We start from the raw sequence: 15,719 nt of genomic DNA on the forward strand, positions 1-15,719 counted from the left end.
CGCTATTGCCGCGTTGTTATCGAATTGTCAGTCAGCGCGCCATCGTGCATATAATCGTCCGACCGATACCCGACATTGCGCGCCGCGCGGCCTATTCCGACTCACCCGATGACCTTTGCGAACCGCGGCGCACCGCCCCCGTTTTCCGAACTCACGCTCAAGACCACGCCCCCGCGCGCGCCGCGCCACCTGCTCGCGCGCGAGCGGCTGAATCTCGATAGCGAACCCTTGCGCAATCAGCCCGCGATCGTCGTGCAGGCGCCGCCCGGCTTCGGCAAAACGCTGTTGCTCGCGCAATGGCGGCGCGAGCATCTCGCGCGCGGCGCGGCCGTCGCATGGGTGTCCGCCGATGCGCACGACGACCCGCAGCGCTTTTTGCATAGCCTCGTGCTCGCCGTGCGCGTGGGCGGCGCGCAGCCCGAGTTCGGGCACACGCTGCTCGACAGCCCCTTTGCCGCGCCCGACGCCAACGAAGGCCTGACTGCGTGGCTTGCCGAGGTCGCGCAGTCCGCGCTCGATCTGGTGCTGATCGTCGATGAAGCAGAGCGGCTCTCGCCGGTCGGCAGCGCGGCGCTGCTTTATCTGCTGTACAACGCGCCCGCGAATTTGCGCATCGTCGTGGCCGCGCGCAGCGGCTTCGAAACCGCCGTCGACGACTTGCGCGCCTATGGGCAATGCGTCTGCCTCGGCCCCGAGGCGCTGCGCTTTCGGCTCGACGAAACGCTCGCGCTCGTGCGCCGGCGCTTTGGCGAGCGCGTGGACACCGACAGTTGCGCGCGCCTGCACGAGATCACCGACGGCTGGCCGCTCGGCCTGCAGCTCGCGCTCGCCGCGATGGAAAAGAGCGGCGACCCGCGCGGCGTCATCGACGCCATGCAGGGGCAGCCCGGCGTCGAAGGCGAGCATCTGGTGAGCAGCCTGCTTGCGCGGCTCGCGCCCGAGGACCTCGCGTTCCTCACACGGCTCGCGCTCGTCGACATGCTGCATCCCGACCTGTGCCGCGCGCTGCTCGACAGCCCCGACGCCCCGGCGCAATTCGCGCGGCTCATGCGCGATACGCCCATCTTCATGGCCAGCGACGGCAGCGAGTGGTGCCGCCTGCACACGCTCGCGCGCGCGGCGCTTGGCGCGCGTCTGGCCGAGTTGCCGCCCGACGAGCTCGCCGGCCTGCACCGGCGCGCGATGCGCTGGCTCGCCGATCACGGCATCCACGAAGAAGCGGCGCGCCACGCGCACGCGGCCGGTGAGCGCGAAGTGGCATACGAACTCGCGGGACGCTCGCTCTACGGCGCGGTCATGCAGGGGCGGCTCGCCACCGCGCTCGAATGGCTCGAACTGCTGCCCGCCGAGGAGCTCGACCGCCAGCCCGATTTGCGCCTCGCGGCGGCCTGGGCGCTTGCGCTCAGCGAGCGCCACGCCGAGGCGAGGCAACTCGTGGCGCCGTTGGCCGAAGCGCCCGATTGCACGTCCGAGCGGCGCTACGAATGCGCGCTCATCCTGAGCATCGCGGCCTATTACGCCGACGAGCCCGACCGCTTCCTCGCGCTGCTTGCACCGTGGCGCGAGCCGCCGCCGCTTGCCGAGCCGCGCCGGCTCCAGACGCACGCGAACCGCCTCGCGCTGGCGGAGCTGCTGCAGGGCGAACCCGCCAACGCGCGCCGCCATCTGCAACTCGCGCCGCGCGGCGACTTCGGCAAGGCGCACCGCTACGCCGCCTACTGGGGCGAGTTCCTGAGCGGCCTGAGCTATCTGAACGAAGGCCAGGCCGTGCTCGCCGAAACCGTGCTGCGCCGCGCGCTCACGAGCGCCGAGGCCGAACTGGGCCGCCGCCATCCGCTGCCGTGCATGCTCGCGGCGGTGCTCGCGGCCGCGCTCTTCGAGCGCGACTTCGTTGACGAAGCCGATGCGCTGCTCGCGAACCGGCTCGACGTGCTCGAACGCTCCGGCACCGCCGAGACTTCGCTGATCGCCTATGTATGCGCGGCGCGCGTGGCCCAGGCCCAAGGCGTGGAGCGGCGTGCGCTCGACCTGCTCGATGCGATGCACGCCGCCGGCACCGCTCGCGGGTTGCCGCGCCTGTCCATCGCGAGCCTTGCGGAGCGCGTGCGTGTCCACGCCGGGCGCGGACACGCTCAAACCTGCCGCGAGTTGAGCGCGCAACTCGACGCCCTCATCGAACAATCGCAAACATCCGAACCCACGTGGCGCGGCCCGCTCTGGCGCCGCGACGTAGCGCGGCGCCAGGCCATGACGCATGCATACACCGCGCTGGCCCAGCAGGACTGGCCGCGCGCGCTCGAGTGCCTGAACCGCGCGCAAGCGCTCGCCGACGCCATGAAGCTCGGGCGCGAGCGCATCGAGATCATGGGGCTGCGCGCACTCGCGACCAAAGGCAACGGCGAGGACGGCTTGCCGCTGCTGCACGAAGCGATCGGCCTGACCGGCACCTATGGCCTCGTGCGCGTTCTCGACCACGCCCATCCGGCGCTGGCCGACTGGACCCGCGAGGTCGCCACGCAAGGCAGCGGCGAGCCCGCCGCACTCGCGTCGGCAACGCTCGCGCAAACGGCCCAGCCCGGCGGTGCGCCCCGTCGCGCGCAAGCCGCGCCGCGCGCGGTGCCGAGCACGGTGCTCACGCCCAAGGAGCGCGAGGTGCTCGAACTGCTCGCGCGCAATCTCTCCAACAAGGAGATCGCGCAGGCAATCGGCGTGGGCGAAGTCACCGCCAAGTGGCATGTGAAAAACCTGTTCGGCAAGCTGAGCGCGAGTTCGCGCAAGCATGCCGTGCTGCGCGCTCAATTACTGGGGTTGCTGGAAAGCGGCGAGTGAAACGATCGAGCGGAACCCGCCACGCCCGGACCCGCGCCTGCAACGGCGCCGGCATAGGACCCCATTGTGTGAATTGCACCGCCCGCGTGCTTGACCGTGCGCGCCACGACCTGACGCGCGACGACATGCGCGCGCTCATGGTTATTCCGCACAGACGAAGCGCGCGTGCGCCGCTATGCTCGGCAAGTTCCGCCGTGTTTTGTCCGTTTTTCTTGTGACTCCATGCCCATCCTGGTTCGCAGCGCCTCCCTGACCAAGTATTCGGAAATTGCCCATCAAGCGGGCATCGATCCGGTGCGTGCGCTGCGCGAAGCGGGGCTCGATCTGTCGTGTCTCACGACACCGGACCTGCGCATTCCCGAGGCCAGCCTCGCGCGCGTGTTCGAAGTCTCGCTCGCGGGCTGCTCCGGGCGCGCCGAGTCCCGTACGCTTGGCGCGCGCATTGGCGAGGCGTGGCGGCTTTCCGATTTCGGCTCGCTCAGTCTTTTGCTGCAACATCAGCCCACGCTGCGCGAGGCGCTCGCGCGCGTCGAGCCCTACCGGCATCTGCTGAGCGATTCGGTATCGGTTCACCTGGAGGAAATCGACGACACCGCGGTGCTGCACGTCGCGCTCGTGACCGCGCGCCCCGATCCTGGGCCGGAGATCGTCGAATTGACCGTAGGCGCGGTGCTGAGTCTCGTGCGCGCCATGCTCGGCGCGCAGTACGCGCCGCGCGCCGTGCATTTCTTGCATGCCGCGCCCACGCGGCTCGAAGTGCACCGGCGTTTCTTTGGAGCGCGAATCGAATTCGACAGCGAATTCGACGGCATCGTGCTGGCCCGCCAGGATCTCGACCGCGCGAGCCCCCTCGCTGACGCCTCGCTCGCGCGCTATGCACAGGAACTGCTCGATTTGCAGCCACGCTATGGCGAGGCATCGCTCGCCAACAACGTGCGCCGCACAATCCATCTGCTGCTGCCGCGCGGCGCGGGCACGATCGAACCCGTGAGCGAGCGCCTCGGCCTCTCGCCGCGCACGCTGCAGCGCCAGCTCGAACAACGCGGCGAGCGGTTCTCGGCGCTCGTGAACGAAGTGCGCGCGTCGCTGGCGGCGCGATATCTGGCGCAGCCGCGCCATTCGATATCCGATATCAGCGACCGGCTGGGGTTTTCCGAGCCGAGTGCGTTTTCGCGGTGGTTCAGTGCGGAATTCGGGCAGCCGCCCAGCCGCTGGCGCGCGGCGAATTTCGGCGCGCGCCTGGAAAAACCGGAAGGCGACCGACACTGAGCGCGCCGGGCCGACGCGTTCTGCGAAGGATTTCGCTCAGGCCTGCTCGACCTCGACCATCAACTTCCCGTCAACCGTCCTCACCGGCAGTACGCTCAGACATAATCCCCCCGCCCCCGGCATACACCCGGTACGCAGATCGAAGCGCAATCCGTGCGCCGGGCAGGTGATCAGGTTGCCTTCGAGACGCCCACTCGCCAGCGACGCACCGTTGTGCGGACAACTATTCTCGACGGCGTGCAGGCTGCCTTCCACATTGAAGACCACCACACTGCGCCCATCGATGAAGGCGAGCTTGCGCTGCCCGGGCACCAAGCTGTCCGCCGCGCCAAGGTCGACTTCACGCTTCATGATCATGCACCTGAGTCAGATCCGCCGCGTGCAGCATCGCTTCGATCAACACCTGCGGCGGCTGCGCGCCGCTCAACGCATAGCGGCCGTCGAACACGAAATAAGGCACGCCATCGACGCGGTTCAACTCGCCGCGCGCACGCGGCGCCGATGCCGAAGCCGCATCGTCCACGCCGCACGCGCGCGCGATGCGCGAGAGCGTGGCCGCATCGCCAATGTCCTCGCCATCGATGAAATATGCGGTAAAGAGACGTTCTACGAGCTCAGCTTGCATACCGCGATCACGCTCGCCGTCCGATCCGGTTGTGCGCGCAACCAGCGCATGAGCCGCCGCCGTGTTCGGCAACACGCGGATGCGTTCGAACGCGAGCTCGACGCCCGCAGCGCGCGCGGCTTCCCGCACCTGCGCACGCCGCTGCGCAACGGCCTGCGCGCTGCCTAGGCGCGCCAGATAGAACGCTTCATAAGGCAGGCCGCCCACCGGCGTATGCGGCAGCAGTTCGACCGAGTGCCACGCGACTTGCACGCTCACGTGCGGCCAGCGCGCTTCGAGCGCCGCAATCGCGGCTTCGAGATTGCGCTTGCCGATCAGGCACCACGGGCAAACGAAGTCGAAATAAAAATCGACGTGCAGCACGCGGTTGGGCGACACAGGAGAAAGCGGTTGATTCATCGATACAGGTTCCACAGCAGGATCATTGAGGCGCGGACGCCGGATGGCGGCTGCGCACGGCTTGCAGTCCCGCGCCATAGCGGCGCTTGCCGAGCACGAACGCGAAGGCCGCCACCAGCGCCACGAGCGGCGCGGCCTGCAATGCGCCGAGCAAGCCGATGCGGTCCGCGATAAAGCCGACGACGAGCGGCCCCGGCGCAAGCCCGACCAGGTTATTCACGAGCGTGAGCGTGGCGAACGCGGGCGAATGGATCGACTCGTGGGTGAGATTGGCGACCATCGCGCCGGCCGGCCCCGAGGTGCCGGCTACCACGAAGATGCCCGCGCCGAGCAAGACCAGTTGCAGCGGGCCCGGACTCATGTGAAAGCCGCCGCCGAGCAGCGCGAACGACAGCAGCGAAAACGCGATCGCCATCGTCCACTTGCGCCCGGGCGCGTGCCGGCTGACGCGGTCGGTGACGACGCCGCACACGATCATGCCGGTCCCGCCGAGCAGCACGAACACGGCAGCCGCCACCGCCGCGCGGTCGGGCGGCAGGCCGTAGTAGCGGTTCAGGAAGCTCGGCAGCCACGCGATCACGGCGCCCATGATGAAAAGCTGCAGGGCGCTGCCGAGATAGGCGCAATTCACCGAGACCGTGGAGAAGAGGCCCGCGAGCACGCTGCGCAGGCTTGGCCGCCCGGCTTTCCTGGCTTCGTGCGCCGCGCCCTGAACGGGCACCTGCGCGCCGCGGTTGCGCGCGATGCGCGCTTCGGTAACGACAAGGCGAAACGCGAGCACCAGCACGAAGCCAAAGCCCGCCATCATGCCGAACGCGGCGCGCCAGCCCAGATGCACCGCGAGCACGCCGCCCGCCGCCATGCCCAGCACCGAGCCGAACGCGCCGCCGGCCATGAACGCGCCGGTGAGCGTGGAGCGCAGGCGCGCCGGAAAGATGCTGATGATCAGCGCAACGCCAACGCTCCCATACGCCGCCTCGCCCACGCCCACGAACGCGCGCGCCAGAAGCATCTGCCCATAGCTGGCCGCGGCGGCGCAGCCGAGCGTGGCGAGGCTCCACAGCGCCGCCATCAGCACGATGCTCCGCACCCGGCCCCAGCGGTCGGCGACCACCGAGAGCGGAAACGTCAGCACGCCCACCATCAGCGCGACGATACTGCTCAACGAGCCCAGACGCGTATCGGAGAGCCCCCATGTGGCCTTCAGGAGCGGAAAGACCGCGTTGAGCACCTGGCGCGACATATAGTCGGACAGCAGCAGCGCGAAGGTCAGCGCGAACACGACCCACGCATAGGCGCGCGGGGATGAATCGGCGGCGTCTTGCGCGGGCAGGCCGGCCTCGATGGGATGCGTATGCAACGTTGTCTCCTGCAATATTTGCTTTTTCTGTCGCTGCGGCTTATGGCGTGCCGCTAGTGACTTCTATGCCACCGAGGCCGAAGGCCGCCTCCAGATCGCGCCAGTCGTCTTCGCGCAGATAGCGCTGCGCGGCCGGCACGATCACGCCTTCCTTGCGGCCGAAGTATTCCCAGACGAACTGGGCATAGCCGCTCAGAGCATCTTCGACGTTCGCGGCCCCGGCGGCAACGGCGCGCTCGAGCTCCGCGAACAGCGCCGCGCCGCGCTGATGCTGCCGCTCGAGTTCGCCAAGCTCGGCGTCGACCACGCTCGTACGGCCGCTCAGCAGCGAAGAAAGCCGGCACGCATCGCCGGAGCCCAAGCGCGGGATCCGCAAGGCGTCGAGCCCGCGAGGGTCCATGTCGGGACGGGCCAGCCCAATATGGGCCAGCCCGGAATGGGCCAACCGCTCGCACAACGCGGCGGCTGTGGCGCGATGGAGGCGATAGAGCGCCGCCACCACGCGCACCGCCGCCGGAGCGCGCCGCACGACGCAATGGAGCACCGGCACGTCCGACGCGGCGGTGGCCTGCGACGCCACGCAAACGAGATCGCAGCCCCGCGCGCTCGCGGTGCTCGCAAGCTGCGCGGCGGGACTGGCCATGCGCATCGACTCGCAGGGCACGCCCAGCGCACGCGCGGCCGCCTCGGCCTTCACGATGACCATCTCCCGCACGCAGTCGTCGAATCGACGCCCGGCCGCCGGACGCCCGGTCGCTGCGCACTCCACCGCGTGCGCGCCGTCCTGCTGCGCGAGCGCCAGCGAATCCGCCCGGTAAGCGAACGTGATGCGCGCGCCCACCGAGCGCGCCAGCGCAACCGCCTGGGCCACCGTGTCGATGCCGGCATCGGAATCGTCCACGGGAACAAGAAAATGACGATACATGGGCTTCCACTCACACAAATCCAGCGGGCGCGGCGGGCGGGGCCAACCCAGGCCGCGCCGCTCCCGTCATGAAAACGATGATAGTGGCGCGGCGCGCAAGCGCCCCCCTCGGAGCGGAGGGGCTGGCAAGACACGGGCGCGCGCGAGGGGGCGCAAGGAGGGGCGAAGCGCAGAGCTAAACACACGAGGGCGCACACGAGGGCGCAAGAGGGGCTTGACGCAGCCCGCCTGTCCAGCCGATGCTTTCATGTCGCACCTATGTCGCACCCCCGCGCCGGCCAGCCCGCAAAAGCTGCCCGGGCGATTCGACCCCGCCTGCCAGATGCCCTCCTCCGTGTCCCCGTCCGCGCCGCCTTCCATGTCCTCGCCATCCTCGAGCACCCCGGACGCCGGGCGCGCCGCCAGCGAGTTCGTCCTGAAGACCGTCGCGCCGCGCGAGCCCGCGCACCTGTTCACGCGCGCGCGGCTGGGCGCAGCTAACGCGGGCTTGCGCGAGTGCCAGGCCGTGCTCGTGCAGGCACCCGCGGGGTTCGGCAAGACCTCGCTGCTGGCGCTCTGGCGGCGCGAATACCTGTCCCAGGGCACCGCCGTCGCCTGGTTTTCCGCCGATGAGCGCGACGAGGCGCAGCGTCTCGTGCCCGGGCTCGTGCAGGCGGTGCGCACGGCCTGCGCACGCCCGGCTTTCGCGCGCCATCTGACCGAAGGCGCAGCGGGCGCCGCTCACGAGCTGGAAGGCGTGACGGCCTGGCTCGCGGAAGTCGCGCAGCTCTCGTTCGAGCTGGTGCTGATCGTCGACGAAGCGGAACGGCTGCCCGCCTCCGGCGTGCGCGCGCTCGTCTACATCCTGCATAACGCGCCGCCGAACCTGCGCATTGCGGTGGCGGCGCGGCACGGCCTGGACGCGCCGCTCGCCGATCTGCTCGCCTACGGCCAGTGCGCGCGCGTGGACGCCGACGCGCTGCGCCTGCGCATCGACGAAACCATCGCGCTCGCGGCCGCGCGCTTCGGCGAGCGCATGGACGCCGACGCCGGCGCGCGGCTCTTCGAACTTTGCGAAGGCTGGCCGCTGGGCCTGCAACTGGCGCTGGCCGCGATGGAGCGCGCGAGCGACCCGCGCCAGATCGTCGAGCCGCTCGAGGGCGCGTCCGGCGAGCTGCGCGAGCGCCTGCTGCACGCGCTGATCGCCCGGCTCGCGCCCGCCGATGTGGACTTTCTCACGCGCATCAGCGTGGTCGACACGCTCCATCCGGCGCTCTGCGCCGCGCTGACCGGCGATCCGGAAGCGGCTGGGCAACTCGCGCGGCTCGCACGCGACACGCCGATGTTCACGGCCGCGGACGGCAATGAATGGCTCCAGCTTCACGCGCTCGTGCGCGACGTGCTGCGCGCGCGGCTCGCGCAATGGCCTGCGCCGGAGCAAACGGAATTGCACGCGCGCGCGGCCGCCTGGCTCGCGGCGCAAGGTATGGCGGAGCCAGCCGCGCGCCATGCGCATGCGGCGGGGCAGCACCAGCTGGCGTTCGAACTCGCCGAGCGCAGCCTGCTCGACGCGGTGCGCCAGGGCCATCTGCCCGCCATGCTGAAGTGGCTCGAACTGCTGCCCGAGGCGGAACTCGAAGCACGTCCGCGCCTGCGTCTTGCGGCTGCCTGGGCGCTCGCGCTCGGCGAGCGCCATTCCGAGGCCGCGCGGCAGATCGAACGCGTGCTCGCGGGTCCGAACGCCGCCAACGACGCCGAACTGCGCTACGAATGCGCGTTGATCCAGAGCGCCGCCGCCGTATTCGCCGACGACATCGACCGCTGCGTCGCCCTGTTCGAGCCGTGGGTGGACGCCGCGCCCAGCACGCGTCCGTGGCTCGCACAGGTGCACGCGAACCGGCTGGGCATGCGGGCGCTCGCGCTGGGCGAGCCCGCCCAGGCGCGGCAGTTCCAGCAGCGCGTGCCGGCGCAGGCGCCAGGCCAGACGCAAAACCCCGCTCAGCCAGGCTACGTCGCGCGCTGGGGCGCATTCGTGGTCGGCTTCAGCTACTTCCACGAGGGCCAGCTTCAGCTGGCCGAAACCGTGCTGATGCCGGCGCTCGCCAGCGCCGACGCGGATCTGGGCCGCCGCCATCCGCTCAGCTGCATGCTGGCCGCGCTCTGCGCGACGCTCGCCTACGAAGCCGACCGGATCGACGAAGCCGCCGCGCTGCTGGCCAACCGGCTCGACGTGCTGGAGCGCAGCGGCACGCCGGACACCGTGATGCTCGCCTGGCGCACCGCGGCGCGCGTGGCGGTGGCGCGCGGCGCCGAACACCGCGCGCTCGACCTGCTCGAATCGCTGCATGCGCTCGGCGTGACGCGACGGCTGCCGCGCCTGTCGATGGCGAGCCTCGCCGAGCAAGTGCGCATGCACGCGAACTGCTACCGCGTGCAGACTTGCGAAGCGCTCGTGCAGCGCATCGACGAACTTGCGCTCGAAGACGCCACAGCGCAACGGCCGCTCTGGCGGCGTCACATCCTGCTGATGCAGGCGCACGCCCACGCGAGCGCCGCCATCGCCGCGCGCCGCTGGCAGCAGGCGCTCGACGCGCTCGGCCAAGCCGCGCAGCTTGCCGACACCATGAAGCGCCGCTGCGAAAGCATCGAAATCATGGCGCTGCGCGCCTACGTGCTGGAGCAAACGGGCGCGGACGGCCGCGCGCTGCTGCTCGAAGCCGTGGACCTCGCGCACACCTTCCATCTCTCCCGCACGCTTTCCGATCTGCACCCGGCCGTGGCCGACTGGGCCCGGCGCACGCTCGAAACATCGCCCGGCGCGCCGGCGCGCAATCCGAACCCGATTACGGCGCCCCGCGTGATCCGCGCCGCGCCGCAAACGCGTGCGGTCTCGGGCGTCATCCTCACCCCCAAGGAGCGCGAAATCCTCGAATTGCTCGCCCGCGCGCTCTCGAACAAGGAAATCGCGCTTGCGTTGGGCGTGGGCGAAGTCACCGTGAAGTGGCATCTGAAGAATCTGTTCGGCAAGCTCGACGCGAGCTCGCGCAAGCACGCCGTGCGCCGCGCGCTCATGCTCGGGCTGCTCGAAGCGGCGGACTAGCGGGCGGCGTGCAAGTTGCGCATGGCATAATCACGCGGTTTTCCATCGCGGCTTCCCCTGCTGTTTCCCCTTGTTTCCTCTCCGCCTGAGCCGCCCGCAACCGAGATTGCAACCCGATTGCAGCCGATCGCACCCGCCTTCGCGGCTTCATGCAGCGACATGTGCAACAACGGAAGCATCGCCGCGCGTCTGCGCGCGGCTGCCCACAGCATCGGCATGCCGCTCTATCTGTACACGTAGTTACCTTCAGGACTCCATCATGCTGAAACTCGGCACGCATCCTGGTTCATTACGCCTCGCAGCAGGCGCGCTCGCACTCGCCGGCGCGCAACTGGCCTGGGCGCACGCGCATCCGACCCATCAGCGGCCACCCGCAGGCTCGACCGTGACGACGGCGCAAAACACCGTCGTGATCGACTTTGACGATGCGCTCGAACCGGCCTTCAGCTCGATCGACGTCACCGATGCTGCAGGCAAGTCGGTTATCCACGGCAAGGCCGCCGTCGATCCGGCCAACGGCAAGCGCATGTCGGTGGCGCTCGACGCGCTCGCTGCGGGCAAATACACGGTCAAGTGGGTCGCCGTGGCCGCCGACGGCCACCGCACCACCGGCCATTACAGCTTCACGGTGAAGTAACGCACGCACTCAAGACACGAAAGTAAGGCGCAAACGTAGCGCCCAGAACGCGGGTATTCGCGCCCCGCTGGATAATGGCGCGACTACCCGCTGCCGCAGCCCCGCACGGCACTTCGGGTTCCTTGTATCTGACAGTGCAACAGGGAGCGCCCATGACCCCATCGGAACAAATCGACGCATTGATCGCCGGCATCACGGACTGGCGCGGTGCGACCTTCGCCGCCGTGCGCCGCGCCATTCTCGAAGCGGACAAGGACATCGTCGAGGAATGGAAGTGGATGGGCAGCCCGGTGTGGTCGCGCGACGGCATCATCGCCGTCGCCAATGCGCATAAGGGCAAGGTGAAGCTCACGTTCCAGTACGGCGCGAGCTTGCCCGACCCCAAAAAGCTGTTCAACGCGGGGCTCGATGGCAACCAGCGGCGCGCGATCGACTTCTTCGAAGGCGACAAGGTCGATGCGCGCGCATTGAAAGCGCTTATTCGCGCGGCAATCGAATTTAATCAAATCAAGAAGACGAAGAAGAAGACCGGCTAGTGGTTTCCACGGAAAACCAGCCGTGTCTTCACCACCTTCGCGACAAAACTGAGGTCACAATGAGTTCATCGATTTCCAGGACGAAATCGTTTTCGACAGTGTTTCTGATCGAGATGTGGGAGCGCTTCGGCTATTACGGCATGGCCGCGCTGCTCGTTCTTTTCATGGTCCAGCGGGTCGGCTTCTCCGAAGAGCATGCGACCCTCACCTGGGGCGCCTTTACCGCGCTCGTGTACGCCTCGCCCGCGATCGGCGGCTGGATTGGCGACCGCGTGCTGGGCGCGCGGCGCTCGATGGTGCTCGGCGCCATCATCCTGCTCGCGGGCTATTTCATGCTGGCGATGCCCGACGACCGGCTCACGCACCTGTACGCTTCGCTCGGCGTGATCGTGGTGGGCAACGGCCTCTTCAAGTCGAACGCCGCCAACCTCGTGCGCCGCATCTACGAAGGCGACGAATCGGGCATCGACGCCGCGTTCACGATCTATTACATGGCGGTCAATATCGGCTCGACGTTCTCGATGCTGCTCACGCCGTGGATCAAGGACCATTGGGGCTGGCATGCCGCGTTCGCCGTCTGCTGCGGCGGCATGGCGCTCGGCATCCTCAACTTCTTCCTGATGCAGCGCACGCTCGCGAAGATCGGCTCCGCGCCCGACAACGAGCCCGTGCAATGGAAGCGCCTCGCCTGCGTGATTGCCGGCGGCATCGCGCTAGGCGCGGCCACGCTCGTCGTGCTCAGGGACAAGCAGCTCGCCGTGGCGTGCGTTTATACCGCGGCCGCGGCCATTCTCGCGATCTTCGCGTGGATGCTCGTTCGCTGCGAACGCCACGAGCGCGCGGGCCTTGCCGCTGCGCTGATCCTCACGCTGCAGGTGATTCTGTTCTTCATCTTCTACCAGCAGATGTCGACCTCGCTCACGCTGTTCGCCGTGCACAACGTCGACCCCGCGTTCAACCTGTTCGGCACCGCGCTCTTTAGCTGGAGCGCAGCGCAATTCCAGGCGCTCAACCCCATCTGGATCATGGTGCTGAGCCCGATTCTCGCGGCGATCTACTCGGGCCTCGCGCGCCGCGGCGGCGACGTGCCGGTTGCGGCCAAGTATGCGCTCGGCTTTGTCGTGGTGGCGGCGGGCTTCTTCGTGTTCGCGGCGAGTGGGCGTTATGCCGTGGACGGCCGTGTTTCTTCGTGGTTCATGGTGGCGGGTTATGGACTTTACTCGCTTGGCGAGTTGCTCGTGAGCGGCCTGGGTCTTGCGATGATCGCGCGCTATGTGCCCGCGCGCATGAGTGGTTTTATGATGGGCGCTTACTTCGTGGCTACGGGTGTGTCGCAATATCTCGGCAGTGTGGTCGCTACCTATGCAAAGATGCCTGAAGGCACGCTCTCGCCGATTGAATCGTTACCGCTTTATCAGAATCTGTTTAATGGCCTTGGTTGGGTTGCGGCGGGTGGTGCGTTGCTCGCCATTCTGTTGCTGCCGCTGATGGGAAGGCTCTCGCGAGCGCATCAGGTGGGCAGTGAGCAGGCTGAGGGGCAGCTTGCGGCGACTGAATGAGGGGGTGGTTCAGGTAGTCGGCAAAGCGATTGCAACCCGTAGCCATGCGGGCCGCGCATGCTGCTTGTTATCAGGCATCGACGGACATCGACTGTTGTGAGGCAACGAGCTTTGGCGGTGGATTGCATTTGCAAATGCAAAGATCATCGCTCAAGGCGGCATGCCGGCCATCCGGTGCGGTCATCACCTGACGTGGGCCGTCGCATTTGATCTTGCCGGTTGTATTGCATGCGGGGCATTGCGCGTCGCCGCCCTCGTGGGCGACGACGCGGCCGAAGAACTGGATCGTTGAAGGCGCGGCGACTACCGTGCCGCTTGCGGTGGTTTTGTCGGCGTTGAGGATCAAATAGCGTTGCATGGATCAGAGAGCATTGCGAAATTCCGAACGTGATGTGTGGCGAACGGCGAGCAGGTGGTCCAGTGTATCGACTGGCATATGGACCTTGATACCTCGTTTGTGCTTAAGCCCGTCGTAGCCCTCAAGCGGATTGCAGTTCGCATTCTTTCATGCCGCCAGGTCACGCCAAAGTGCCAAACACACTCTAGTCAGCCATCAACACAGGCTTGCGATGTTCCTTCTCCAGTTTTCTTGGCAAACTGACCATCACAAGATAGATGCGAACGAGCAGGCCAGCAAGCCAGAGCGACACTGGCATGCCCAAGACCGCCAAAGCGAACAACACACCGTTCGCCCCGAAGTTTGACGACAGTAGCCGACCCAGTATCAGACAGAACGGCGCGATACCGAACACGATACAGGAATAGATCTTCGGAAAGGGTGAGCGCTCTTTATTGAATCGATCGAACAGTGCCATTCCCGCTTGCGTTCGATAACGAAAATCTGATGCGCCTTCTTCGAAGGCCTGTTTGACAAAGGAGGTGCTGGTGATTGTATGCATCACCGCTCTCTTTGACATCCCTGCCCAATACAGCGTCAATGCAATCCCACCAAACAGCCCCGGCAAGCGCAAAAGGGGCGACATTGGCGCGAACACGAAATAGTAGAAATAGGCGAATATGCCAAAGAAGAAATACATGGCAAATGTCGCAATCGATAATATCAGCCCGCATACCCACAGCAGGTTCGAACGGCGGTACATCATCAAAGCAGCGAACGGCAGGAAGAGGCAAATCAGTGTAACCAATAGTCCGATTTTCCATGGCAATCCGGATACTGCAAGATCATCCGCATATGCGGCGTACGACACGCCAGTGCCCAATAAGGGAAATATGAAGTTCGCCGGCGTGGCTTTCTTCGTCATCTCCCAAACCGCGCCTTTCGGTTTGGCCTCGGGCTTCGTCATTGATTGCGATCGTAGCATCAGGGCTCGGTTTCCAGTGGACGCCGTCTCAGGGCACATGCATCGCGGGGTACTGATCATAGTCTTTGGGCATCGACTTTTCCAGATTCGCGATGACGAGAATGCGTGATTCATATTGCATGAATCACAAAGGCATCGCCGCGCGGCATCGCACGATAACCCCCACGCCCCGCCGCCAATCGAGCCAATGAGCAAGCGCGGCTAGGCGCACCTGTGCGAACGTGCGCGATCATACGCACATCGCAGCTCTCATTGCTCCAGCCCATGCAAGCTCACACCGATGCGGCACGCGCCTATACCAGGCGTTTCGACGCGGTCCTCGCCCACATCGACGCGAATCTCGACGGCGACCTCTCCGTCGACACGCTAAGCCGCGTCGCCAACTTTTCGCGGTTCCATTTCCACCGCCAGTTCGCGGCCTACGTGGGCGTGCCGGTCGCGCGCTATGTGCAGTTGATGCGCCTGCGCGGCGCGGCCCGCCGGCTTGCCGCGCACGACGCCTGCACGGTGCTCGAGGCCGCGCTCGATGCGGGCTTCGATAGTCCCGAAGCCTTCAGCCGCGCATTCAAGCGTGCGTTCGGCATGGCGCCGAGCGCGTTCCGGCGGCATCCGAGCTGGCAGATCTGGAGTGCGACCTTTGTCGTCCCCTACCTTTCGAGGAAACTCACTATGGAAGTTCGTATCGTCGATTTTTCTGAAACGCGGGTTGCCGCGCTCGAACACTGCGGGCCGATCGGGCTCGTGAACGAAAGCGTGCGCAAGTTCATCGACTGGCGCAAGCAAAGCGGGCAATCGCCGATCGAAACCAGCCGCACCTTCGGCATCCCGCGCAACAACCCGGACATCACGCCCGCCGACGATTTTCGCTTCGACATTTGCGGCGAAATTCACGAAGCCGTCGCGCCGAATGCCTTCGGCGTGCGCGAACTCGTGATTCCGCGCGGGCGGTGCGCGGTGGTTCGGCATGTCGGTTCGACCGACCATGTGGGCGAGTCCATCTACCCGATCTATCGCGACTGGTTGCCCGCAAGCGGCAAGGAACTGCGCGACCACCCGCTGTTCTTCCACTATTTGAGCGCGTGGCCGGAAACCCCGCAGGATCAGTGGCAAACCGATATTTACGTGCCGCTCGCGTAACAGGCCATCCACCGGACACAGGGGACATCCGTGGTTATTCTG

General features: G+C 66.9%; 13 protein-coding genes. 7 read left to right on the top strand and 6 right to left on the bottom strand.

Annotated elements, in window-relative coordinates; genetic code table 11:
- Nucleotides 1-108: 108 nt before the first annotated feature.
- Both NH14_RS30740 and NH14_RS30745 read left to right on the top strand, forming a co-directional pair.
- Nucleotides 109-2,829 carry a helix-turn-helix transcriptional regulator gene (locus NH14_RS30740; protein WP_035534163.1) on the top strand — a complete coding sequence of 907 codons (2,721 nt, stop codon included), beginning with the start codon at nt 109-111 and terminating at the stop codon, nt 2,827-2,829.
- A 222-nt stretch (nt 2,830-3,051) separates the two neighbouring features.
- Nucleotides 3,052-4,098 (top strand): AraC family transcriptional regulator, encoded by a 1,047-nt coding sequence (locus NH14_RS30745; RefSeq protein ID WP_052148563.1) that lies wholly within the window; start codon nt 3,052-3,054, stop codon nt 4,096-4,098.
- 36 nt (nt 4,099-4,134) lie between these two features.
- Here NH14_RS30745 and NH14_RS30750 read toward each other — a convergent pair whose 3' ends face one another.
- The 4 genes from NH14_RS30750 to NH14_RS30765 are packed head-to-tail and all read right to left on the bottom strand — an operon-like array spanning nt 4,135 to nt 7,407.
- On the bottom strand, nt 4,135-4,449 hold the full coding sequence (locus NH14_RS30750; protein ID WP_035534194.1) for a Rieske (2Fe-2S) protein: 315 nt from the start codon (nt 4,447-4,449) through the stop codon (nt 4,135-4,137).
- Nucleotides 4,439-5,122 carry a DsbA family oxidoreductase gene (locus NH14_RS30755; protein WP_035534162.1) on the bottom strand — a complete coding sequence of 228 codons (684 nt, stop codon included), beginning with the start codon at nt 5,120-5,122 and terminating at the stop codon, nt 4,439-4,441. The genes NH14_RS30750 and NH14_RS30755 overlap by 11 nt, the downstream gene beginning before the upstream one ends.
- Before the next feature lie 22 nt (nt 5,123-5,144).
- A complete protein-coding gene (locus tag NH14_RS30760) occupies nt 5,145-6,482 on the bottom strand; it encodes an MFS transporter (protein ID WP_084225979.1) in 1,338 nt (445 codons plus the stop codon).
- Nucleotides 6,483-6,522: 40 nt separating this feature from the next.
- Nucleotides 6,523-7,407, bottom strand: coding sequence for a universal stress protein (locus NH14_RS30765; RefSeq protein ID WP_035534161.1), 885 nt, complete (start codon nt 7,405-7,407; stop codon nt 6,523-6,525).
- A gap of 358 nt (nt 7,408-7,765) precedes the next feature.
- Between NH14_RS30765 and NH14_RS30770 the strand changes: the two genes are divergently transcribed.
- The 4 genes from NH14_RS30770 to NH14_RS30785 all read left to right on the top strand — a co-directional run bounded on the left by NH14_RS30770 (nt 7,766) and on the right by NH14_RS30785 (nt 13,218).
- Nucleotides 7,766-10,486 carry a winged helix-turn-helix domain-containing protein gene (locus NH14_RS30770; protein WP_035534160.1) on the top strand — a complete coding sequence of 907 codons (2,721 nt, stop codon included), beginning with the start codon at nt 7,766-7,768 and terminating at the stop codon, nt 10,484-10,486.
- A gap of 259 nt (nt 10,487-10,745) precedes the next feature.
- The gene (locus NH14_RS30775) at nt 10,746-11,123 is read left to right on the top strand and encodes a copper resistance protein CopC (RefSeq protein ID WP_035534159.1); all 378 of its coding nucleotides are present in this window, start codon (nt 10,746-10,748) and stop codon (nt 11,121-11,123) included.
- Nucleotides 11,124-11,275: 152 nt separating this feature from the next.
- Nucleotides 11,276-11,659, top strand: coding sequence for a DUF1801 domain-containing protein (locus NH14_RS30780; RefSeq protein ID WP_035534158.1), 384 nt, complete (start codon nt 11,276-11,278; stop codon nt 11,657-11,659).
- A gap of 59 nt (nt 11,660-11,718) precedes the next feature.
- A complete protein-coding gene (locus tag NH14_RS30785) occupies nt 11,719-13,218 on the top strand; it encodes a peptide MFS transporter (protein ID WP_035534157.1) in 1,500 nt (499 codons plus the stop codon).
- A 70-nt stretch (nt 13,219-13,288) separates the two neighbouring features.
- Here NH14_RS30785 and NH14_RS30790 read toward each other — a convergent pair whose 3' ends face one another.
- A complete protein-coding gene (locus NH14_RS30790; protein ID WP_035534156.1) occupies nt 13,289-13,576 on the bottom strand; it encodes a PAAR domain-containing protein in 288 nt (95 codons plus the stop codon).
- Nucleotides 13,577-13,760: 184 nt separating this feature from the next.
- Nucleotides 13,761-14,522 carry a hypothetical protein gene (locus NH14_RS30800; RefSeq protein ID WP_237179823.1) on the bottom strand — a complete coding sequence of 254 codons (762 nt, stop codon included), beginning with the start codon at nt 14,520-14,522 and terminating at the stop codon, nt 13,761-13,763.
- A gap of 282 nt (nt 14,523-14,804) precedes the next feature.
- Between NH14_RS30800 and NH14_RS30805 the strand changes: the two genes are divergently transcribed.
- Nucleotides 14,805-15,677 (top strand): AraC family transcriptional regulator, encoded by an 873-nt coding sequence (locus NH14_RS30805; protein WP_035534154.1) that lies wholly within the window; start codon nt 14,805-14,807, stop codon nt 15,675-15,677.
- Nucleotides 15,678-15,719: the final 42 nt, after the last annotated feature.

Source organism: Paraburkholderia sacchari, assembly GCF_000785435.2.
Classification (GTDB): Bacteria; Pseudomonadota; Gammaproteobacteria; order Burkholderiales; family Burkholderiaceae; genus Paraburkholderia; species Paraburkholderia sacchari.

What these genes read in the sequence shown, in the direction of transcription:
- NH14_RS30790 (WP_035534156.1), bottom strand. Translation starts at nt 13,576, where the DNA reads ATGCAACGCTATTTGATCCTCAACGCCGACAAAACCACCGCAAGCGGC.
- NH14_RS30780 (WP_035534158.1), top strand. Translation starts at nt 11,276, where the DNA reads ATGACCCCATCGGAACAAATCGACGCATTGATCGCCGGCATCACGGAC.
- NH14_RS30765 (WP_035534161.1), bottom strand. Translation starts at nt 7,407, where the DNA reads ATGTATCGTCATTTTCTTGTTCCCGTGGACGATTCCGATGCCGGCATC.
- NH14_RS30740 (WP_035534163.1), top strand. Translation starts at nt 109, where the DNA reads ATGACCTTTGCGAACCGCGGCGCACCGCCCCCGTTTTCCGAACTCACG.
- NH14_RS30770 (WP_035534160.1), top strand. Translation starts at nt 7,766, where the DNA reads ATGTCCTCGCCATCCTCGAGCACCCCGGACGCCGGGCGCGCCGCCAGC.
- NH14_RS30750 (WP_035534194.1), bottom strand. Translation starts at nt 4,449, where the DNA reads ATGAAGCGTGAAGTCGACCTTGGCGCGGCGGACAGCTTGGTGCCCGGG.
- NH14_RS30775 (WP_035534159.1), top strand. Translation starts at nt 10,746, where the DNA reads ATGCTGAAACTCGGCACGCATCCTGGTTCATTACGCCTCGCAGCAGGC.
- NH14_RS30755 (WP_035534162.1), bottom strand. Translation starts at nt 5,122, where the DNA reads ATGAATCAACCGCTTTCTCCTGTGTCGCCCAACCGCGTGCTGCACGTC.
- NH14_RS30785 (WP_035534157.1), top strand. Translation starts at nt 11,719, where the DNA reads ATGAGTTCATCGATTTCCAGGACGAAATCGTTTTCGACAGTGTTTCTG.
- NH14_RS30800 (WP_237179823.1), bottom strand. Translation starts at nt 14,522, where the DNA reads ATGACGAAGCCCGAGGCCAAACCGAAAGGCGCGGTTTGGGAGATGACG.
- NH14_RS30745 (WP_052148563.1), top strand. Translation starts at nt 3,052, where the DNA reads ATGCCCATCCTGGTTCGCAGCGCCTCCCTGACCAAGTATTCGGAAATT.
- NH14_RS30805 (WP_035534154.1), top strand. Translation starts at nt 14,805, where the DNA reads ATGCAAGCTCACACCGATGCGGCACGCGCCTATACCAGGCGTTTCGAC.